15 protein-coding genes are annotated in these 21,564 nt (G+C 54.0%); 8 read left to right on the top strand and 7 right to left on the bottom strand.

The annotated features are described in order from the left end of the window. Nucleotides 1-210 precede the first annotated feature (210 nt). The 5 genes from EGD98_RS17465 to EGD98_RS21390 all read left to right on the top strand — a co-directional run bounded on the left by EGD98_RS17465 (nucleotide 211) and on the right by EGD98_RS21390 (nucleotide 8,133). Entirely contained in the window at nucleotides 211-1,881 is a 1,671-nt protein-coding gene (locus EGD98_RS17465) for a cell division protein CdpA domain-containing protein (protein WP_220589685.1), read from the top strand. Further along, a complete protein-coding gene (locus EGD98_RS17460) occupies nucleotides 1,878-4,163 on the top strand; it encodes a VirB4 family type IV secretion system protein (protein ID WP_220589684.1) in 2,286 nt (761 codons plus the stop codon). Before EGD98_RS17465 ends, EGD98_RS17460 begins: the two co-directional genes overlap by 4 nt. 2 nt (nucleotides 4,164-4,165) lie before the next feature. After that, nucleotides 4,166-6,019 (top strand): hypothetical protein, encoded by a 1,854-nt coding sequence (locus tag EGD98_RS17455; RefSeq protein ID WP_220589683.1) that lies wholly within the window; start codon nucleotides 4,166-4,168, stop codon nucleotides 6,017-6,019. Between the two features lie 108 nt (nucleotides 6,020-6,127). Next, nucleotides 6,128-7,669, top strand: a complete 1,542-nt coding sequence (locus tag EGD98_RS17450) for an ATP-binding protein (RefSeq protein ID WP_220589682.1) — start codon at nucleotides 6,128-6,130, stop codon at nucleotides 7,667-7,669. Between the two features lie 239 nt (nucleotides 7,670-7,908). Next, nucleotides 7,909-8,133, top strand: a complete 225-nt coding sequence (locus EGD98_RS21390; RefSeq protein WP_483867032.1) for a DUF8139 family protein — start codon at nucleotides 7,909-7,911, stop codon at nucleotides 8,131-8,133. Here EGD98_RS21390 and EGD98_RS17445 read toward each other — a convergent pair. Beyond that, nucleotides 8,055-8,825 carry a hypothetical protein gene (locus EGD98_RS17445; RefSeq protein ID WP_220589681.1) on the bottom strand — a complete coding sequence of 257 codons (771 nt, stop codon included), beginning with the start codon at nucleotides 8,823-8,825 and terminating at the stop codon, nucleotides 8,055-8,057. The genes EGD98_RS21390 and EGD98_RS17445 overlap by 79 nt on opposite strands. A gap of 277 nt (nucleotides 8,826-9,102) precedes the next feature. Here EGD98_RS17445 and EGD98_RS17440 point away from each other — a divergent pair, with 277 nt between their 5' ends. Then, a complete protein-coding gene (locus EGD98_RS17440) occupies nucleotides 9,103-12,813 on the top strand; it encodes an NACHT domain-containing protein (protein WP_220589680.1) in 3,711 nt (1,236 codons plus the stop codon). A 218-nt stretch (nucleotides 12,814-13,031) separates the two neighbouring features. Beyond that, complete coding sequence (locus EGD98_RS17435) at nucleotides 13,032-13,565, top strand: type 1 glutamine amidotransferase domain-containing protein (RefSeq protein ID WP_220589679.1); 534 nt, start codon at nucleotides 13,032-13,034, stop codon at nucleotides 13,563-13,565. A 561-nt stretch (nucleotides 13,566-14,126) separates the two neighbouring features. Here the strand turns inward: EGD98_RS17435 and EGD98_RS21325 are convergent. The 3 genes from EGD98_RS21325 to EGD98_RS17425 form a co-directional block, all read right to left on the bottom strand. Then, complete coding sequence (locus EGD98_RS21325; protein WP_425433355.1) at nucleotides 14,127-14,573, bottom strand: toxin-antitoxin system TumE family protein; 447 nt, start codon at nucleotides 14,571-14,573, stop codon at nucleotides 14,127-14,129. Further along, on the bottom strand, nucleotides 14,574-15,101 hold the full coding sequence (locus tag EGD98_RS17430; RefSeq protein ID WP_220589678.1) for a winged helix-turn-helix domain-containing protein: 528 nt from the start codon (nucleotides 15,099-15,101) through the stop codon (nucleotides 14,574-14,576). It abuts the gene before it with no gap. A gap of 91 nt (nucleotides 15,102-15,192) precedes the next feature. Next, the gene (locus EGD98_RS17425; protein WP_220589677.1) at nucleotides 15,193-15,912 is read right to left on the bottom strand and encodes a hypothetical protein; all 720 of its coding nucleotides are present in this window, start codon (nucleotides 15,910-15,912) and stop codon (nucleotides 15,193-15,195) included. Nucleotides 15,913-16,116: 204 nt separating this feature from the next. Between EGD98_RS17425 and EGD98_RS17420 the strand changes: the two genes are divergently transcribed. Further along, a complete protein-coding gene (locus EGD98_RS17420) occupies nucleotides 16,117-16,488 on the top strand; it encodes a hypothetical protein (protein ID WP_220589676.1) in 372 nt (123 codons plus the stop codon). Nucleotides 16,489-17,182: 694 nt separating this feature from the next. Here the strand turns inward: EGD98_RS17420 and EGD98_RS17415 are convergent. From EGD98_RS17415 to EGD98_RS17405, 3 genes are all read right to left on the bottom strand, one after another. Next, a complete protein-coding gene (locus EGD98_RS17415) occupies nucleotides 17,183-18,472 on the bottom strand; it encodes an orc1/cdc6 family replication initiation protein (RefSeq protein ID WP_220589807.1) in 1,290 nt (429 codons plus the stop codon). A 633-nt stretch (nucleotides 18,473-19,105) separates the two neighbouring features. Beyond that, complete coding sequence (locus tag EGD98_RS17410; protein WP_220589806.1) at nucleotides 19,106-21,256, bottom strand: type B DNA-directed DNA polymerase; 2,151 nt, start codon at nucleotides 21,254-21,256, stop codon at nucleotides 19,106-19,108. Between the two features lie 2 nt (nucleotides 21,257-21,258). Further along, the gene (locus EGD98_RS17405; RefSeq protein WP_121578193.1) at nucleotides 21,259-21,564 is read right to left on the bottom strand and encodes a DUF8156 family protein; all 306 of its coding nucleotides are present in this window, start codon (nucleotides 21,562-21,564) and stop codon (nucleotides 21,259-21,261) included.

The raw sequence follows: 21,564 nt of genomic DNA, 5'->3' as shown, positions 1-21,564 counted from the left end.
GAAGGCAATTCTCCGTGACTTGCGGGACCCTGAAGAGTTCATTTGGCAAGCGCCGACCCCCGAGCAGGGAAGCCTCGGCCATGGTGACACCTCAGACCAATGGCTCACCCACGACGCATACCCCGCCCAAGAAGCCGGGCGGGCGTCCCAGGAGAAAAGTAATGCCAGTGACTTCGACAGCCCGTCAGCTGTTGAATCAAAGGAGACTCGATGAGCTCCGTCGACGGATCGGGATCAACGCTCGATTTGATGGACTTCACCACGATTCGAGATGGTGGCATCATCGAGACGCCAACGAGCTATGCGATGATAGTACGGGTCGAGCCAACCGACTGGTTGGTCCTTTCGACCGACCGTCGAGAGAGTATCTACCGCTCGTTCCTCAGCTATCTCCGGAGCTTGTCGTTTCCGACACAAATCCTGACGATGTCTACGGCATACAATCCTGAGCCGTATCTCGAAGGAGTTGCTGTCGAGAACCAATTAGTCATCGGATCGAACAACGAAGATGATTCAGATGTCGCTCCTGACGAGTCCCCGCTGTTAGATTACGGTCGGAAGTATCACGCAGAGTGGGTCAGAGAAGTCATCGACGTCGCAGATATTCGAGATAGAGAGTTCTTTGTCGCAGTGGCTGTCCCCAAGGGCGAAGATCGATCCGAAGAGAGTCCCCTAAACTCGCTTCTGTCTAAAGTACAGGGCGAGAGCGAACCCGAAGAGAAAGATGAGGACGCGTACATCGAGGAAGTGAAAGCACGTGCCTCGCACGTTGCCTCGAAACTGCCTCAGGTACAGGTCGAAACAACTCTCATCGATACCAGGCCGGCGGTGCTGGAGATACTCTACGAGGTCTACAACAACGAGAAGCCAGCGTTCGGGTTCACACAGAGCAATTTCACCCGGCCCTCGGGAGTGGCCGAAGCCGCTGCAATTAGCTCCGCGGACACCGTTAGTGACACACCGGATTCTGAGCAAAGCAGCAAGAATGAGTCTGAGTACAGCCGGGTTTCTGATACAGACCCAGAACCTGAACCAGAATCCGATACGACTCATTTAGCCCCCATCCCCGACGGAGGCTTTGCCCACCCAGATTTGGCTGATCGGGTCTCGAAAGACCGCATACTGCGCTGGTATGCCAGAAACATTGGCCCCATCGGTCACGGTGAGCGGCCGATTATTCCCGCCTCAGTGTACGCTGGGCTCTCTCTGGCCATCCTGAGCGTGGGGTTAGCGCTCGGTGGTCTCGGCGGATTCGTCTGGAGTCTGGAAGCGGCACCGCGAGGCGCTGATATCTACTGGACCGCACGAACAGCATCCTTCGCTGGACTAGCGGTGAGTCTGCCGGCCTTCCTTCTGAGTCTCGTCATACTGCTACCGACCGGGAGGAGAGCCCAGCTGGTTGGAACAGCAGGCCTCTCTGTCACAGCCTACGCTACGGTGTTGTTCGTCAGGGCGTATCCCTTCCAATGGGACCTGTCCGCACCGGCACAGACTACGTTCACGATTCAGGTGTATGCAGCTGGTGTCTTTGCACTGGTCTTCGCTGTGGCCGTAGCGATTCGTTCACAGCGTCGACTCAATCTGCCGATTCATACTGATGGTGACGATGGTCGAGACGGAGGCATCGATGTAGAATCCGACGCCGATGACGACGGTCCAGTCGTGTCTGATGTTGCAGCTGATGGCGGCCAGTTTACCACTGCTGGCATCTCAGCAGCAGTGCCAGACACCACAGACCCGGACAGCGAGGAGCAGCGTACTGAAACGGAGTCAGGAACAGCCGACAGTGAAGAAGCGTCTGAGAAGGCTCTGAGAGATTCTAGCGAAGAGGTGTCGCCAGCAGAACAGCCAGGTGAAAAGCAAGCAGGAGAGGATGAATGAACCCATTACATGTCCTATTCGGAAAGGAATCCGACGACGACGAAGAAAGCATCCCTATCGACGATCTGACCGGGAACGAGACCGAAGTCGCGATAGAGTATCTACAACTGATAAACCGGGAGCCAAATCGCGAGAACATCGAGTGGGCGGCGTATCAACTCCAAGCTGATGAAGTCCCGCTCGTCTCTCCCGTTGAATCGCTCGCGGAGCGCGAAAATCTGGATAAGAAGCTGATCGCGCCCAAAACGATGGAGCGAACGCCGGAATATCAGGTTCGAAACGGCACCATCTCCACTACGTTAACCGTCACAGCCTTCCCATCGAAAGTTGGCCTCGGCTGGCTCGTGCCCCTCACGGTGGCTGACGCCAATCTCAGGCTATCGCTACACATCGAGCCTACGGACCAAAAGAAGGCTCGCAACAAGCTTCAGGCTCGATATACCCATACGCAGACATCGTTGATGCGGAAGGCGAAGAAGGGGCGTACCGATTTGCAGGAAGACGAAGCCGAACGGGACGACCTGCTTCGCATCCTCCAAGACGTCGTCCGCGGCAAGACGAAGATGTTCCAGATTGCGGTCTATATCGAACTGCTTGGAGAGTCCCAAGAGGAGCTGACAGAGACGCGCTCGCAGGTCGAGACCATTCTTGCCGAACAGGATGTTGAAACGGTCGTCCTGCGACGACAGCAGTTCGAAGCCAACGGCTCAGTCGCGCCCTTTGCGACCGATACTATCGACAACACCCACACGGTCCAATTGGAAGCACTCGGGACGTTATTCAATCTCGTCGAACCGCCAATCTACGACGAAGATGGGATACTGCTGGGATTCGACGATACATCCCGTCCGGTCGTGATCGACCGCTACGCTCATTCCGGCTTTGCAGCCGCAATCACCGGGAAGACGGGGTCGGGGAAGTCCTACTGCAGGAAGAGCGAGGTGTATCGCCGAATGCTCCGTGAGCCAGATGTTCAGTTCGTCCTCTTCGACCCTGCTGGAGACGACTACCCGTATTTCGCCGAAAAGCTCGGTGGAGAAGTGATCCGCTTCGGTGGGAATCAGAAAGTCAACCCGATGGATCTTGAACCACCGAACAGAGACATTGGCGAGACTGAAGATACCTATGCACTGACCGTCCGGGCCATCGTCGAGATGCTACACACCCTCTTCGAAGCCAGTGGCGGACTTCCACCGGCCGAAGAAGGGATGCTGACCCAGGCAGCGCACTACGCGTACCTCTCGAAAGGGATCGTGATGGGACAGTACGACACCTATGAGAATGAGTCACCGACTATCGGTGACCTCATCCGTGGGGTGAAAATCATCTCGGTGGGCGGCTTCGCGAAAGCGTTCGAGAAAGAGATTGTCCCAATGGAGGAGCTCCTCCAGTTACAGGAACTCAATATCCTAGAATCCGATGGACAGCTGGCAGAGACACCGCCATTCGCTGTTCCTGACGCGATATTCGAGCCATCGGAAGCACACCGTAGCTTTGCCGAAGCGCTTGAGCCGAAATTCGAGTCGTTCAAGCCCGGAGGCATCAACCAGAATTTGAACGGGCAGACGAACCTGGACCTCAACTCACGCCTCGTCGTGATGGATATGAGCTCCTTCGCTGACACCGGGGAGATGCCCCTCATTCTTCACGCGATGTTGAATTGGGCGTATCTCGAGGCCAAACGCTCACCCAGCCGGTTCGACGTCACCTTCGACGAGGCGCACTATCTGCTGGGCCGGGAGTCGACGCGTGATCTCATCAACCTCTTCATCAGACACGCCCGGCACTACGACGCCGGTCTGACGCTCATGAGCCAGACGGCTCACGAGTTCCTCCGGACACCAGAGGCCCACGAGGTCTACGATAACTGCGACATCAAGATGCTGTTCTACACGCAGTCAGTGGCCGAGGAGACGCGAGAGTACTTCGACCTCTCTCCGGAAGAGGTGAACTACCTACAGTCAGACGCGCCTCGAGGCCAAGCCTCGGGATTTTCTGGCTGTCTTCTCTCCTCCACGGAACACGGCCGTCGCCGTATCGAGGTTCACACCGGGGAATTCGAACACCACGTCCTCGATAACGACCTCGATCCATGGGCGTACATCGCCCAGCAAGAGGGTGGTGTAGCACCGAGCGAACCAGCGGTTAGTGCTGGAATGGGTGAAGACATCGATTCGCTTCAACCAGTCCAAGAAGACACGTCAGGTATTGATGACACATTGGACGCATCCGCGGCACTCAATCAGCCCAGTCAGAAGACATCGACCGTGGGAGACCAGTAATCATGGGCATTCGAGAGGACCTGAGGAACGTCATGACCGGCATTGTCGAATTCTTCCTCGACGAGGTCGAGGAGATATTCGAGGATGCCGCGACTGAGTTTTCATCCGCAATCACTGAGCGGATGATTCGACAGTTGATCGTCGTTCCGAATCCGTATGAATCAGCCACTGCAGGAAACGTGTTCAACGGCGTGTTCGATATCTCGCTGATACTGCTGCCGATTTTCTTCGCGGTTGCACTCGTCGCATGGCCGTTCGGGGAGAATAGGGAATTCAGCATCGTTGAGATGATAATCCGGCTGGTGATGGCGATTTTCTTCATCGGCATTTCACAGCCAGCGTGGGGGTTCGCTATCGATGTGACCAATGCCGTGACGATTGGGATGCTGGACTACGACCCGACTGTCGGTGGGGCCTTCGGTTCCTACGAGTCGGCTGGGGATTTGGCATCCACGCTGAGTATGGTCATCTCTCTATTCACGGCGTTCCTGACGATGCTAGCTGTGATATTCACGATATTCTTCCTGCTCCTTCGGTGGTTCATAGTGTATCTCGTGTTTATCGGAACCCCGTTCTTCGTGGCTCTCTGGTTCGTTGGACGAGGGCCGCTGGAAGCCGTTGGTAACGTCGGGGCGACCTATCTCAAGATGGGTGTCTACGCGATACTGTCGGGCCCTATTATCTCGCTGGTCATCCTCACGATGGCACTCATTGAAAACGGTGGGTTCGTCGAGAGTGCCGACGGAATAGCTGGAACAGCAGCATCCCTCGCTGCGGAGATAGCCCTAATTATGATCTTCCCGATAATACTGGTCGTAGTCGTCTGGAAACAGATATCATGGGCGGGCAAACCACTCGGCGTCGGGGAAGCCGCGACAACTGCAACCTTGGCTGCCGCTGCAGCAGTCGGGACCGTCGCCACGGGTGGTGTCGGCGGCGTTGTGGCGGGTGGTGGTGCAGCAGCCGGTGGCGCCGGCGCTGCTGGTGCCGGTGGTGCAGGAGGTGCCGCTGGGGCGTCCGGGGCTGGTGCTTCAGGCGCCAGCGCTGCCGGTACGTCTAGCTTAGGAAGTGGTGGTTCTGGATTGGCCAGTCGTATGGGGAGTGTAGCGCAGCGAGGAAGGAAATTCGCTACTGGTCAGAGCCAGACGCTATCGAAAGTTGACGACAGCGTCAGCTCCGGGGTGAACAAAGTGAGCGAGACGGCATCTGGTGTTGCCGATAAAGCGAATCCAGTGAGTCAGTTCAACAACTTTGTCGACAAGAAAAAAGACGCAGCTAAACACGCCTCAGAGACCAGTGAGTTCGTTTCTGACGCAATTACCTCCGGCGAGCTTGACCTCCAGAGAGCATCTGAGCTCGGAGTTATCTCCCAAAATCCAGCAGAAGAAGCTAGCGCAACTGTGTACACAGATGGTGACTCAGGTGCTACGATGGCCTCCTACCAGGATTCCAGTGGTAGGACACAAACAGTGAATCTCACCGAAGAGCAGCAGGCCGCTGGAGACCTTGCACAGAGAGGTTACGAGTCTGTCAACAACTGGGAAGCAGCACAGACTGCAGGCCAAAAGACATCAGAAGCGGGTAAAGCCGCAGGTGGAAGCACTAAAAAAGGTGCGAAGATGGCAGGATTCACCATTCCAAGAAATGTTGCTAAAGTAGGTAGCTCAGCGCTTGTGGGAGCGGCAGGTGGTAATCCCTATCTGGCGTATTCCGGGACCAGAAAATCCAGCTCTAATATGATTATTGGGCCAGATAAATCCGTAAGATCTGGCCGGCGTCCGCCCGAGGAATCAACGTTAGACGAATTTGGAAAGGCAGCGGCTGGAGAGCCTGCTGATAGTGGAGACATCAAATAATGGAAGCTCAGATCTTAGTGTCACCCCCTGCTACCGTTCTATTCATATATTATTGAAGTAATAGAAGGAGATAATAGCAATTTGAACTTGGCGCGTACATAGTATAAAATGTCATACATCCAGTGGTTGGAAGTCGCATTGCTGATCTGTCTAATTGATATGCTTGCATTTATTCCGATGTATCTTTCTCAAGGTTTGATACGTCGTTACTGGCTGAAAGCCGGGATAAGCACAGTGATTGTAACCGCAATAGCTGCGTACTTTGGATTACCACTCAGTCAAGGATGGGAAATCGTAGGTGAAAGTGTCGCATTAAATGGTGTTCTGATGTACGGTCTCATCTATGGACTCATGTTCATTCCTGCATCACTGTGGGATGGGAGAGTTCACGGACCTATTGGCACGGGCAGCGCACTGGCGTTATTGCTTGCCTTGGCGCTGACTTTCGTCGAAGATTTCGTTGGAGAGCAAGCTCTCAATCAAGGGGTCGTTGATGAATTCGTTCTCCCAATCACCTACCTTACTGTATTCTTCGTCGGAGCTCTTGGGGCTTGGTACCTAAACGACACACAGCCACTTGACGCCAATTCAAATCAGAAAGCGTCAATAGCGCACTCAGCGGCCTCAGAGATCGCAATCGAGAATAGCTCGGCAAAAACCGAGAGATCATCAGAATCGACTAACGACAACAGAAAAACAGCCGTTCAAAAGACAGCCGTCTCTCTGGAACAACTATCCTACGACTGGCGATACTCCCAAACTACGTTTGTGGATATCGGCGGGTACTACGAGGTGAAAGAAGCGCTAAATCAGCGTGTTCTAAAACCACTGAGGACCACATTCGAAGGCGATGATCGGTACGAGCGGTTCGGAATCCAGCCGTCTCGAGGGATCATGTTCTACGGGCCGCCAGGAACAGGGAAAACGATGTTCGCTCGGGCACTCGCCGGCGAACTCGGGATTCCCTTCGTGGAGCTGTCGCCGGGTGATGTCACCAGCAGATGGGTCAACGCCAGTGCTGAACAGATTCAGGTCCTGTTTCAGGAAGCGCAAGCGCTGGGCCCCTGCGTGATATTTATCGATGAAGCGGAGCATCTCTTCGGCGCTCGTACTCTCGGTGACGGGACGATTCATGCAGAGGATCGCAAAGTGACCTCGGAATTCCTCGTCCAACTCACGAAAGAGAATCGCGAAGCTATCGTTGTCTCAGCCACGAACCGTCCTGCTGATATCGACTCAGCAATACTCCGTCCGGGTCGACTATCGGCTCACTTCGAGGTCGGCCTCCCCGACGAAGAGGCACGTCATGCCATACTGAACGTCCATCTCGCTGCTGTGCCATCGGAACTCTCCGGTGAAGACCTGGCCGAACTCGCAAGCTACACTGCGGGACTCACCGGAGCGGAATTGAAAGACATCGTCGAAGATGCGCGGAGAAAGGCAGCTGAACGTGATGCGAAGTCTGTTGAGCGAGAGGACTTCCCACCGGCTAACGAATTAGAGGATCTCTCCGATACGATGAACCACGACATCGAGGAGCTACCCCGTGTTGACGAAAACAAGGCGACTGGGACTGGTACGCTAGACACCACGGATATCGATGCGGAAGACTTCGAGGACCTTGGACAAGGCACGCGCGGGTATCACTGATATAGATTCTCTCCGTGTTCGTAGTTGCATCTCATCAGAGATGTAACTCTTTACCCCCCGAAAGCAAATATATCAGGAATCTGCCGGTGGTGGAATGATTTGTGGACAATCTCCTCGTCAGGCCGAAATAAATGATTGTGGCTCTGTTAAAATCCTTAGAAACTGACAGGGATGCCGTACGAGATACCGAGGGTATGCATAACGAAGAGGTTTCTGCGCTCTGTCCGAAGTGAAGCAAGCTGGGCAAGGTTGTTGCTATATTGGAGGATGACACCGGGGAGGAAACCGGTGATGAGCGGGATACCGTGCTCTACAGAGTCGAAGTATCCAAGGGTAGAGAGCTTGTAAAAGCTCACTGGGACCTACTCCAGAATAGCCCCATTCATTATCCGTACAGTCTATCTTCAGACTCCTGCAACGCAGTCCGCGCCTCTTTCGGTGCCTCCAGTAATGCTACCTCGTAATACTGATCGATAGAGAACCGGACTATGTCGCTGCGACTGCGCTCAGAAATAACTTGGTCCACTTCCTCCCATGGCAGTTCCATCAGCTCGTCGACCGTCATCTCCTCAGCATCTTCCATTCGCCGGCCGGCTTCCTTCTCAAAAGCATTTAGAATTTCCTCTGCTTCCTTCGTGCTGATGTCTAACTCCTCTGGTTGGCTTATCTCCCCAATAATCTCCAATACATCGCCCATCTCGACGTCAGTCTCCACATCTAACTCTTGGAGGAGTTTGTACTGGTGGCGCATCACACCTTCAATCGAATCGGCGTCCTGGTCCGGTGCCGGGAGGTGAGCAAGATGATACGCAAGCCCGGCAGCGCGTCGCGTTTTCCTGAACGTATCGCGGTCGACCATAGTTCGCACACCGGATGGAGGCGTGTTTACACGCGCATCCATGGCGGTTGTAGCTGGAATTAGTTCCTCAATCTTGTTGAGATCTATTTTACGGTCATTTTGGATGCGACGGCCAACGGAGCGTACGTCCGAGAGGTGATTTTGCATTTCTCGGTGCCAATCGTGGACTCGTTCTCTACGACTAGAGCGGCGGTCTCTCCACCAGTCGATAAGTTTTGATCCGCCGATTTTGACGGCGGTGAGAGCCACGCCAGCCACGGTGATTTCTCCCAGAGTGATGCCGAACGGGAGCATCATCTATTCTGATAGTGGTCGATGAGGTATATAAACTACTGCACACCTTAGTTCATAATTGTGTGTATCATCAAACCGAAATTGGCAGTGCTGCTGAAAACTTTACTGTTGATAGAAACCATCTGCCACATACCGAGGATAGATTCAGCAATGAAGTTAGAATGACTTTCAGCGAATGAATACCCTTCACCGATATCTCAAAAGAAACTCTTCGAACAAGCGCCAGAAGGGTAAACATCTTGAGAGAGACTAATAAAACAAAGCTAGCCAGGTAGACTAAATGAAGCATTCAGATCTCAATGAAGTCAATAAGCAACAAATCAATCACGCTGGCGCTCGATATACTCCTCAGATTGATCCTGAAGCTCCAAACATACAGGTCTCAAAAGTACTACAGCCATTCGATTCGTTGGCTTATTCTAGTAGGCTAGGAGAGCGGCTAACCAGTTTAGCTGATGAATTGGAGGATAGCTGGAATAGAGCTCCGGATGAAGCAAAAGACGCGTTCAGGCGTCGGAAACAGTCACCAAATCGGGTGGTTGAACTTCTAAAGTCTATATCAAATAAATCGCCCAGTGATGATAAGACAGAACTCCGTCAGCTTACACGTGCAACAAGGTTTGCTAAAGGCAAAACCAGTGAAGTCAGCCAGAAGCTGCGCTCTCAGCATCGTGAGGCAGATGAGGAGAAACAGCGAGGAATAAACAACAAAATTTCGCTTAATCAGAATCTCTCCCAATCTTTGGAGAGTGTTTCTGCCTTTGTTGAGGGGCCAGGACCACCTCTTTTACGCGACAAGGCCCTGTTCCTCCGGGGAGAATGGGGAACTGGTAAGACACACTTCTTGTGTGACCTTACTGAAATAAGAATGGATTCAAATCTTCCAACGCTTCTTGTTTTAGCAGAAACCCTCCCAGATGATGATCCTCCGCTTGAAGGAATCTGCCAATTAATTGACTCGGTGTCGAGTCCAGAGCAACTACTTTCCGAACTACAATCACTTGGCGAAGACGCTGGGGAAAGAGCTCTATTGTTGATTGACGGGATAAATGAAGCTGATCGGGAACTGTGGAGGAATGAGTTAGCCTCCGTCGCTGAGCAGGTTGGGGATTGCTCTCATGTCGGTCTGGCCCTCAGTTGTCGTACTCCGTTTGACGAACAGATTTTATCGAGCAAGGCCGAAAATCATCTTGTTCAGGTTGAACACCGTGGGTTTGAGGAGAACGAGTTCGATGCCCAGATTGAGTTCTTTGATTACTACGATGTTCCAGCACCTCACGTGCCTCTACTGACACCAGAATTCTCACGTCCTCTCTTTCTAAAGATACTTTGTGAGGCGATAACTCGAAGAGATCAATCTGATCATCAGGGTTACCTGAGGAGTATTGCCTCCGGCCAGCGAAGTATGACCGATATTTTAGAACACTTCGCTCGGGAAATAGGACAAGATATTGAGGCAGACTTCGGGCTTAGCGGAAAGGCCTGTTGGAGAATATTGAAAGGGACCTCTACAGGTCCTACCCACAGGTCAGGGATTGCTGGCATCATGGCTGATGAGATGCAGGAGTTCGTTACGAAGGAAGATGCTGTCGATGCAATCAAAAACGAAACTTCTCTCTCAGAGTCAAAAGCTTGGGACTTACTTGACCGGATGATATCCGATGGTATACTGGCTGAAACACTCCACCGCAATCAAGGGACTACGGAGGTTGTTCGGTTTCCGTATCAGCGATTTGGAGACCACATCATTGCACGCCACCTCTTGGCAGAGTATCTGAATACTGATTCGGAAACAGCTGTGCGGCGAAGCTTCTACGTGAATAGGCCATTGGGACAGTTATTCGAGTTAGAGGGTAATAATCAGCGCTTTTCTGAACCGGGCTTAGCGGAGGCGGTCATGATTGAGTTCCCCCAACGAGTAAAGAGAGTAGATGATATTCCCGAGGATGAGCGGGAGCTCGCTTTCTACATTCCAAAGAAGCGGAGTTATGGCGCACCACTAAAAGATATATTTTTAGATGGGTTGTATTGGCGGAGCGCGAACTCATTCACTGAACAAACTGACGATTTGGTGGGTTTCTACTTGGAAGAGTTAGACGAGAGGGTTCAGAGAAAAACGTTCGATATTCTGGTTGGTCTTGCGTCCCGTCCCGGCCACCCGTATGATGCAGATCGGCTGTATGGATACTTGGTAGATATGAATATGGCTGAGCGTGATGAGCAGTGGTCTGAATATCTGCGGCGAACAACTGATTACTCAACTGTCCACAGGATTCTGAAATGGATAGAAACTGCGCCGATTGACGGGTTCTCCGAGAATACAGCACAAAATTCGATTACTCTACTGTCTACCTTCCTCACAACTACAGATAGATATCTACGGGATCGGGTTACGCATAAACTGTACTTAGTGGGACTTCACCATCCCGGACTCCTCTTTGAGGAGACTCTTCGGACCTTCTCTTTCAACGACCCCTATATCAGAGAACGAATGCTAGCGAGTTGCTATGGAGTTGCAATGTCGATTTGGGCAGATCCGGACGGAGATTCTCTACGGGGTGAAATAACAGGCTTCGCAGGAGAACTGGTTGAGAGAATGTTTCAGGAAGATTCGGATTATGGCACCAAACACATCTTGTCGCGGCAATACGCGGGAGGTGTCGTTGAGCTTGCTAGGAAAGTAGATGGGGGCTGTATTTCGCAGGGTGAAGTCGGGTTGACCGATCCTCCGTTAGATCAAATTGGTTCTCCGTTTCAAGACCCTGATACGATTGATGAGGATGAGCTTGAAGATGTTGAACCTGCGTTCCATATGGACTTTAGTAACTATACTGTGGGCAGGTTAGTGCCAGACAGGGGGAACTATGTCAATGATCATCCCGAGTACCAGGCTATTTTTAATCAGATCAAGAAACGGGTTCAGGATCTTGGGTATTCGTATGAGAACTTTGAGTCGATTGATGATGAAATTGATAGGCGGAATAACCGGAGAAGGGATGAGACGAAGGTAGATCGATACGGGAAAAAGTACTCTTGGATTGCCTACTTTGAGATGTATGGAAAACGTGTTGATGAGGGTGTGTTGCCAACTTATGAGGACGAGGTACGTCCGCCGGACTGCGATATTGACCCGAGCTTCCCAAATGAGGCTAAAGAGTGGAGGCCTGAGTTACCCAAGCTATTTGAAACGGAGTATTCGGAGTACAGAGAGTGGATTTCAAGCGGTCCCAACCCGAGTTATGAAGACTTGTTTGTGAAGAATACGGTTGATGGTGTGGATGGGCCTTGGGTATTGCTTGATGGGAAGATTGAGCAAGCTTCCTTTGATGCGCTCAGGCTATTTACCTTCTTGAGAGGTGTTTTAATTGCTGAAGACGACATTTCTGAGTTGAATCAGAAGTTGCAGGAAACTGAGTATCCAGGGAATAGAAACATCCCGGAGCCGCAAGAGGATATCTATACTTACGCCGGTGAAATCCCGTGGTCTGATCGGTACGGGCCGTATCTGCGCGAAGACGATGGGTCAGCAAAGAGGCATATCGATCGGGCCTTTGGCTCTCATATAGGCAGTAGCAGTGAATTAGAGGTAGAAATTCCGGTGCATGTCTTTGCATGGGAGTCGCATCACAGCAAGCTAAATCAAGTGAGCGGTATGAGGTTCCCCACACCTGCGCTATGTGAACATTTAGGTCTAGTTAATCACAATCAGACATCCGATCTATTCGACTCAGATGGAGAACAAGCTACGATTTACAGGGAGTTCCACTGCGATAACGCACGGTTCGATTCCTGGCTGCTGTACATTCGGAGGGACTTATTGGAGAGGTATCTTGACGAGATTAATCAGACAATTGCTTGGCTTCCTTGGGGTGAACGCACTTTGGATCATCAAGAGATTCAGGCAAGATCTGATGAATTATCTGACCTGCATAGTGACTACGAGCACATTAATAAGGGAGTTGTCTCATATGAAGAATATATCGCTGACTAGTGAGCGATGGCAAGCAGAGCCCTCGGCTGTCTATTTGATGACTATGCACTTTGGATTAGTACGGCATCAAAAAGCCATCAGCTGAGAAGGGTTTCAACAGGGCCAAGATTATCACGAAATCCTGTCTATTTCGATGTACGGTTGGGTACCGACCGAACGGACCGGTATGGACGGCACAGGCCGGAACGTATAGTTCGCAATCCCAACGGTGATCTTACATGAAACTGGAAAACACACGAATCGCGATGTTGGTCGGACCCGGATTCGAGGACCTGGAGTTCTGGGCCGTCTACATGCGTATGGAAGAGGAAGGAGCAGATATCGACGTCGTCGGCATGGAGGCCGACGTAGAGTACACGGGCAAGAGCGGCGGACTCACCGCCGAGACCGAGTTCGCGGCCGAGGAGGTCGACCCACCGGTGTTTGACGCGGTGCTCGTGCCCGGCGGCTGGACGCCCGACAAGATTCGCCGTGACGAATCGATACTCGACCTCGTCCGAGACATCTACGAGGACGGCAATATCGTCGGGTTGATCTGTCACGCCGGGCTGGTCGGCATTTCCGCCGGCATCGTCGAGGGCTCGGACGCGACTGGGTCACTCGGCATCAAGGACGACCTCGTAAACGCCGGCGCGAACTGGGTCGACGAACCGGCGTTCCGCGACGGCAACATCGTCTGGGGACGCGTCGTTGCGGACATCCCCGATTACAACCGCGTCCTGGTGAACACACTGGCAGAGCACCCTGCATAGGAACCAGTCTCAGTTCACGGTGAGCGTGGCTGCATCCGAGGTAGCGTACACGCACGAGTGCGGGTGTTCTACTTCCGATGGCTCGATACGGAGAGCCCCGGTTGGCTAATTTTTATAACACCGCCTAAGGTACGGTTTCAGTGGGACACGGATTTGTGGTCAATACCCCCTAGTAACTCCCGACCACACATCCGAATCCCGTGTGTGTAGGGCCGGACGTTGGTTGCGTCCGGCCGGTCGTCGACGTCGTCAGCCGTCGGTATGAGAGAAACTCACCACAAAGCGTATATCGTGAGTGGAGAACTTTCTGTGTGGGCGGTGGTCCCCGCGAGTTTCCCACCTCCAGTTTACAGTTGCCGGGACCTCGCCCAATTGCATCCCAGCCGGGTGTTGCCCACGCCCGGTTTTTGCAACTTGTTTCGGGAGGTAACGCTGGTGTTACGGGTGATTTTATGTCGTCCGCAAGTAATGTACAGATGCCGATTGGATAACGGCTGTCAGAGGCACCTGTGGCTGGTCTATACATCAGCCACCGTTTCGAAACCGAAGACTGCAAGCTGCTTAATTCTCCCAGAGTGATTGGATACGCCCCTCGATAGCATCAAGAATCGTAGAGTAGACATCCAGCGGATGGCGTGATGACAGTGACAAGTCGGTGGCTTCCACTGCGGTTGGTGGTTGGTGGAAGTGCACTCGTGCGTTGTGTGGGTTCGGATGACGGTCCCAGCGACACTCCCATCGGCTTTCATCCTCGTGTGTTTCGACGTAGTGGAACGAGAAATCTCCCGTCGTGAACCAGCGAATGTCGAGTCGAGCCGCTACGACACCCTCAGGATACTGTCCAGCGTCGACTAAGGCGTGAAGCAGGCGAGGCTCGTAGCTGTCGGGATCGAATTTCGTCTCGGCAATGAGTGCCTCAGTTCGAAGGTGCCGGGCCAGGAGTTGCAGCGTCTGTCGGTCGGGTGGACCGGGAGAACCTGAATTCGGTGTGGTTGGGTCTGGCCCCATCTATGCCGGGATGAGGTGCCCATCGTTCTCTGCGAGCTGGCGGGCGAGTTCGTACAGTCGAATATCCCGAATAACACCGTGCCACTCACTGACTGCAGCCATCCGGTCATGAATAGCCTCGTGACTGTCCTGGTCGTAAACGCTCACAGCAGTTGGATCGGTAGCGTCAAATTCGTCTTCATAGTCGGCCCGTTCTTCTTCGAGCTCACTGACCCGTTCGATAATCTCCTCGACGGTCAGTTCGTCAGCAATCCGGCTGGCATCTTGCCATTCGAGATACCCCTCGTTGCGTTCGTACTGCACGGGCCGACCGTCGCGGTTCACACTGACGATACCCATTTTCGCCAGTCGATCGAGATGCTTTTTCGCAGCGTTCGGAGAGCAATCTGCGACGTCTGCAATCTCGGCAGCGGGGGTGGGTGACGTAATCCCCATAGCGACATCGTAGACACGACTGAACGTATCCTCCCCCTGCTGCCACCGTCGTTCGGTGGCTGGTGACTCTGGCGCCGGGTCAAACTCCGTCATAAGCATAAGTAGGGTACGAAGCGCAATATATCTTTGTAAGATTCAGATATGTGCGTTTCATTGAGAGATACAGCTTCGACGGAGATGAGACTTAGTCGCTAGCAATAGGAGCGCGGTACGGGCCGGGCTCGTTCATCACAAGGTCGTCGTAGTGAGCAGTCCGGGCGACTAATCGGGGTACGTCGGGTTCCAAGTCAGTCGTCAGCGAACCAGCGAACCCAGGCTCTGTGAGATAGATGTAAAAAGCCAATTCGACGATCGCGTGGACAGCGTACAGCATCTCAAGAGAGTTGACGCCGGGAATCAGTCTATCCTCAGCGAACGCGTTCGTACTGGGAGAGTCTGCTGAAAGGCCACCAGGCATGCCACTGCCCGGCTCGGAGCTCCGAGTCGCGAACGGTTCCTCAGCGAGCGAGTGCTGCCATGCGGGGTCGACGACGCAGAGAAATTCATCGAGTATCGTCCGGACGAGACTGCCGCTCGCGAGCATGATTTCATCGAATCCAGGAGAGTGGTCCGTGAGAGCTTGGGTCGGCCCTTTCTTGGGTTCGGAATGAGTGTCGATGTGAAGATATTTCGAGGATTTCGCTTTGTTCGCGAGTTCTACAGAGAGGAAGGTGCCACCCTGTGCGGTCGACAGCGCGAGCTGGAGTTCATCGAGGGCTTGAGAGACCACAGGAATGTACTCTTTCGAGTAACCCAGTTCGCCAATAGCAGCGTGGATCGAACTGAGTGTGACTGGGCTGTACTTAGGCGTATTGCTGGGGGTATCGACGTCTGATGACCCGTCGTTTTGCGAGGGTGTAGTCATCTTCGGAGGGTAGTTACGCCGGCATGGAATATGAACTCGCGCAGTGTTCGGGTGCCACACTAGGAACCGTGGTGTGTGGTTTCTGTTTGAGCGGGTGAAAATAGCAAATCGGACACCCTCCGTGTGCGATATATATTATCGAATAGAACACGCTCTTCATAGTTACCCCACAAATTCAAAGTGTTTTCGCCTCGTGGGGTAACTATGGCAGAGAGGCCCCCGACTCCGGATCTTCCGAAGTATCTTCGCGAGCCACTCGAGAAACAGTCCCCGGAACGGCTGGAAACGGTAGCGGCCTACGCAAGTGACCTTGCTGAGTGGAAACGAGAACAACGAAAGGCAGAACTGGAACAACGTCGAGCCGAGGAAGAAGTTGACGAAGAGGAGCTTGAAGAACTTAGTGAACGAGATATCTCGACCGATCCCGAGGACTACAGCGATGTTCCGGGTGGAGCCTACATCACGGTGAAGACTACGAAGGAGACTGGCGATAAATCGTACCGATATTTCTACTGGCAGTGGCGAGAGGGCGATTCGTGGAAGAATGAATACATTGCCCCGGTTAACCCCAAGTGAAGATTGTCGATGAGTTTGAAAGCGATGACCCCCTCCCCCCGTCATCGATGTGTAAAACCGTGAGAAGGGGGGCGGGGGAGAAGACGAAATCGAGGAAAACGGAGGGAACAGCCGTAAACACGGGCGAGAGGTCCTCACACTCTATAAATAACTTCTCTAGAACTTATGACTCTAGTCTGACGAAGTTTTATGTAACCCCCGAGTTAACCTAATCCGCAGTGGACCTAGAGTGAGTGTCAACTGGAGTGTCTCTCCAGTTGATCGAACGAGGTCAATTGCTTTGGACAACTGTCTTTCTACACCCTTCTTCTCTTACTATCACTAGCGTTAGACGCTCTCTACCTGAATGAGACTACTTGTTCTGTCGCCTCTACCCATCCCTCACTGGTGATTTACACATCGATGACGGGGGGAGGGGGGGTTGGAGTATGAACTCGAGGTAATTCTTCAGGGACCTCCCCCTCTCTTTTGAATGAATGCATCCTCCAGAATCAGTAGAATATAGTGAGATTGCTTGCCACTATAGACGACCTGGACTCTGTATTCAATAATCTCGATCGCCCTTGTTCGGTTTCGTGGAATCAGTCACTGCATCGAAATCAGTTACACTTCGATGACGGGGGGTGGGGTCAGGAACTTACACATCGACGGCGGGGGGTGTGTCCCTACTCGAACTTGATGAAAATACCGTCCCTCAGTCTTGGTGGAACTCTTTGAGCTGTGCGTTAACCACCGTTCGGAGTAGTTCTCCTTGTCCAACGATGCCCTCTAAACGAGTATCGTCGGTGACTCGATCCATAATCCCCGTAGGGTCACCCGTGAAGGTGAACTCCATGTACATCCCCCCGCCGCGGCCTCGACTCTTCCTCGACGTCGAGATGAGCCCGTACGTAGAAAGTTCTTTGACGTACTTGACATACGTCTCTCGAGTCATTTGATCCGCGTCGAGCTCATCAGTAACCCACTGATACACTTTGAATCCAACTGGGCTCGGAACGGAACTGCCTGAACGCTTCGAATAATGTGCGACGGCGGCAGTGGCGTACAGCGAGATCTTCTTCTGCGTCGTGAGCCCCTCCACGAGTTTCAACGAGCGGTCCTTATCGATTTCTTCCTGGGATTCTCGGACGTGGTGTTCGTCGACGCTGTCCTCACCACGCTCGTCGGCGAGGTCGCCGGCGCCACGGAACAGGTCAATTGCCTTCCGAGCGTCCCCGTGACTCTGCGCTGCAAAAGCAGCGACGAGTGGAATCACGTCATCAGAGAGGGCGTCTGGTCGGAAGGCATCGCGACGATTCTGGAGTATCTCGCGCAGTTGATTAGCGTCGTAATCTGGGAAGTAGACGTCCCGTGGGTTGAACGAACTCTCGGCTCGGCCGTCGATGTCCTCCATGAATTTCGGGTCGTTCGTCAGCGCTGCGACGGATACTCTGCCCTCTATTTCGTTCGTATTGCTGGCTCGTGAGAGCTGGTAGAGCAACTTCGAGTAGGCGGGTTCGTCGTTAGCGCGGCGTCCGACCAGGAGGTCGATCTCGTCGAGGATGAAGATGACCGAATCGTAGTGTTCGTTGATGAGTTCGTAGAGACGTCGGTACTTGCGTTTCGTCGACACGCCAGTTTCGGGGACGCCCACTTCTGCGCCGACGTCTTTGGCGACTGTCTGGACAAGTTCGTAGACCGCTTGATCGAGCGTATTGATCGGCTGGCAGTTGATGTCGACAACACCGAAGCTCTCGCCCTTCGATTTGCAGAGCTCGACAATTTGCTGGGTCACAGCACCGATAATGAGTGACTTTCCAGTACCGGCGGGGCCGTAGAGGAGCATATTCGGCGGTCGGTTTGCTTGCAGTGTCGGCTTCAGGAATGACACGACCGATTCGAGCTGATCGTCGCGACCGACGATTCGCTCTTCGTCGATGATGGTGTCGGGCTCGACGAGATCCCGATTGACGAATACTGACCCGTTACCCTCCTCGTTGAGCATATCCCGAATCGACTGCTGTGTACTCTCGCTAGAATCCTCTTCAGAAAGAGTGAGGGATGCGTCGTCGGCAGCGTGATTATCTTCAGTGGCGTTGGGCTTCTCCTCTACCTCTGATTGCGTTGATTCCCCTTCCAACGTAGATTGGTCGCTCCCACCCTGATTGCTGCCGGCCATACTCCTGCTGTGTGACGCAGGTACTAAAAAGATTAACCTCCGTCGATGTATATATCTCCGCCTCATTTGGGCTATCCCTCATATTTGCCAATCTGGAATATATGGGCTCTGTACCGGTAACGAAGTACATTACTGTGGTTCACCCCCCGTGCTCGAAGTGTAACAGCGAGCGGATTGGCCGGATTTGGATAACGCTCTGATATTGTCGTTCAAATCATTTGTCAGCCACACCCCCCGTCATCGATGTGTAACTTGCACATCTCCGGCAGACCTCGACTGGAATCTCTCCCAGACATATTGCACCCCCCGTCATCGATGTGTAAATGTTGACTCTTGCGTTTAGCTGAACGTAGGCGCTAAGGCTCCTTCCTCAACGAGCGAGTAGGGTCGGGTAGTTCACCAGCTGTGCTTCTCTATTGGAGTATTTCCCCGGAAATCCGGTGTCCCCCCTATCACGTTTCAACAATAGTCTCTCAGTCTCCTCGTAGTTGTTTCAGCGAGCTCCCGTCGAATATCTGTCCGGTCCCACCCTTTTGGAGAGAGGATACTCTCGACCGCTCGAACGAGCTGTGTCTCGTAGTACTCGGGATCGTATTCCTCAATCTCTTCATGAGCTAGGGCGACACGGTCCCGAGATAATTTCTGATCGTCGACTACCACGTACTCGATGTCCTGTCCCGGATGGACGCCCAATTCTTGATCTCGTGCCCGTTTGAGCGCGGCCACGTTCTGCGTGTTCTGGGTATACCCTTCCAGTGGTTTTGAGACTCGATTCCGTTCGACAAGTTGGTCGGCAACAACCTCCCCGGAATGCAGTCTCGCAATCGCCGCTTTGAGCCGGCGGATGACTGCGTCTGCTGACCGTGTCTCATCAAGCACCTCTATAAACTCCCGTTGTACCGCTTCGATGAACGGCGGTGTCGACCGCTGGCGGGCTTCGATGCCACGGAGCTTGAACTCCTCTTGGCCACTGACCTTCCCGAAGTATTTCGTCAACGCGCCGGCGTCGCTCTCTCGCTGCGGGACGAACGCCACCCAATCGTAGTGAGCTTCGTACTCGAGGCGAATCTCGACTTCATCGGTAATGTCCATCGCGAGCGTTTCGAGGTCCTCACGAGCATCGTCGTCGACGTCGGGGTCTGGGGTCACCCAGATGGAGTCAACGATGCCATGGACGACGCGCCAGCCGCCCGCCTCTAGGCGCTGTTTCGCCACGAGCAATATCTCACGAGCGTAGGCGTTGATCGCTTCGTGGCACTCGATACGACCGAATTTCGCGTTACTGAACCCTTGGTAGCCGAAGCACGCGACGAGGATCCACTTCAGCGCTCCCGAGCGACCCTCGAGTTCGTCGAGGCGCTTTTCGTTGGGCTCGTCACGTTGGCGTTCTCGACGGATGGCCGCCTTGATCTCGTCTCGGGCGTCGATGATCGGCTGGAGGACGTCGACGAGGTAGCCACGCTCGTCACAAATCGAGTACCCCAATTCGGGCACATCGCCACGGTCGCTATGGCAGTCACACCTGATGACGTCCGGTGAGACGTTTCGCGTACAGATGATGTTCGGATACAAACTCGAAAAGTCGAGTTCGTGAACGTTCTCGTGGAAACCGACCTCCGGTGCGAAGATGAACCCGCCACGGTCGGCGTCGTGCAGCGTGCCCATTGGCTTGAAGAATTCGTGACGCCAGGAGTTCCACGGGACGAGCACGCCGCGGTCGTGGGCTTCACAGATCTGAATTGCCGTCAGGACGTTCCCGATAGATGCCCAGGCGAGTTCTTGGACGGGCTTTTTCGAGCGCGACACGAGGTCGAGGACACCATCGAGGTTCGTCTCTCCGTAGAAGAACGTGTTCGACTCGTCGATGATGGCCCGGCCGGGCACGTTGTATCGCGCTGGCGAGTGGCCCACTTGGCCGTAGCTGGCGTAGGTCGACGCACCCGCGAGCTGCTGATAGTCCACGTCCGGCCACCGACTCAGCGAGAAGTCGTCGACGCCGGCGGCCGTCGCCATCTCGTACAGCGTCGGGACAATCTCGCTGGTTGAGCAGACCAGGATGTCCGGATCATGTCCTTCGAGCGCCCCCTGGACGGCGGTCAAGAGCTCCGTCGGCGAGCCGGTGACGGTGTCGCCGGCGACGGACAGTTCTCCATAGATATCGTTGCTCGTTTCGGTCACCGGGACGCTGAGGCGGAGCGTCGACAGCTCGCTCGCCGGCGTTGGATCGACGCTGTTCTCCAAGCAGTACCGGAACTCTCGCGAGAAATCGACGTTGAAGCATGCGATACCACCGATCGGATAGTCGGACAACTGGCGTGCCTGCCGAGCGAGCGGAGTGACGCGGTCGATGTGGGCGGCGTCGACGGCGAGGACTGTCTCCTCGCCTCGCCGAAAGCCCGGCCGTCGCGCAACCATCTCGGTCGTGACGACATCCGGGTGCTGGTCGTACACCGACTGGAGTGTCGTGAGGTCGAGGTCAGTCTCTGGGTCGCGAGGGGCGACGTAGAAGCGAGGGGTGTAGTCATTGCGCTCGGTCGCGACGGCGCTGTCGTCGGTTGCTTCCCACTCCAGGACGCGGCCGTCGTCCAGAAAGTCGATGGTGAACGGCATCGTCACGAGTTCGAGTCCGGTGGAGCTGTCTCCTGGTCCTCGCTTACTGCGACCGCGGCTTCGAGTTCCTCGAGACGCTCTTCGTGGTCGTCGAGGCGGGCCTCTTGTTCGAGATTGATGCTAAGCAGCGCCGGCAGCAGCGGGTTCTGGTGGTTCAACAGCCCGCTCGCGTCAGCATGCTCGCGGGCGTATTCGAACAGTCGGTCGAACCGGGGCTGGTCGCGACGCCGCAGTGCCCGGCGGAACTCCGCCCAACGTTCTTCGATGGCCCGGAGAGCGTCTCGGTACGTTGGGTTGGTGCGCCCCAT

The organism is Haloarcula salinisoli, from assembly GCF_019599405.1.
Taxonomy (GTDB): domain Archaea; phylum Halobacteriota; class Halobacteria; order Halobacteriales; family Haloarculaceae; genus Haloarcula; species Haloarcula salinisoli.
The sequence above is the reverse complement of the archived record's forward strand: the minus strand, read 5'-3'. Positions and strand labels throughout refer to the sequence as shown.

Bases quoted from the DNA above. Each gene is read 5' to 3' on its own strand.
- EGD98_RS17465 (WP_220589685.1), top strand. From the start codon at position 211: ATGAGCTCCGTCGACGGATCGGGATCAACGCTCGATTTGATGGACTTC.
- EGD98_RS17460 (WP_220589684.1), top strand. From the start codon at position 1,878: ATGAACCCATTACATGTCCTATTCGGAAAGGAATCCGACGACGACGAA.
- EGD98_RS17455 (WP_220589683.1), top strand. From the start codon at position 4,166: ATGGGCATTCGAGAGGACCTGAGGAACGTCATGACCGGCATTGTCGAA.
- EGD98_RS17450 (WP_220589682.1), top strand. From the start codon at position 6,128: ATGTCATACATCCAGTGGTTGGAAGTCGCATTGCTGATCTGTCTAATT.
- EGD98_RS17445 (WP_220589681.1), bottom strand. From the start codon at position 8,825: ATGATGCTCCCGTTCGGCATCACTCTGGGAGAAATCACCGTGGCTGGC.
- EGD98_RS17440 (WP_220589680.1), top strand. From the start codon at position 9,103: ATGAAGCATTCAGATCTCAATGAAGTCAATAAGCAACAAATCAATCAC.
- EGD98_RS17435 (WP_220589679.1), top strand. From the start codon at position 13,032: ATGAAACTGGAAAACACACGAATCGCGATGTTGGTCGGACCCGGATTC.
- EGD98_RS21325 (WP_425433355.1), bottom strand. From the start codon at position 14,573: ATGGGGCCAGACCCAACCACACCGAATTCAGGTTCTCCCGGTCCACCC.
- EGD98_RS17430 (WP_220589678.1), bottom strand. From the start codon at position 15,101: ATGACGGAGTTTGACCCGGCGCCAGAGTCACCAGCCACCGAACGACGG.
- EGD98_RS17425 (WP_220589677.1), bottom strand. From the start codon at position 15,912: ATGACTACACCCTCGCAAAACGACGGGTCATCAGACGTCGATACCCCC.
- EGD98_RS17420 (WP_220589676.1), top strand. From the start codon at position 16,117: ATGGCAGAGAGGCCCCCGACTCCGGATCTTCCGAAGTATCTTCGCGAG.
- EGD98_RS17415 (WP_220589807.1), bottom strand. From the start codon at position 18,472: ATGCTCAACGAGGAGGGTAACGGGTCAGTATTCGTCAATCGGGATCTC.
- EGD98_RS17410 (WP_220589806.1), bottom strand. From the start codon at position 21,256: ATGCCGTTCACCATCGACTTTCTGGACGACGGCCGCGTCCTGGAGTGG.
- EGD98_RS17405 (WP_121578193.1), bottom strand. From the start codon at position 21,564: ATGGGGCGCACCAACCCAACGTACCGAGACGCTCTCCGGGCCATCGAA.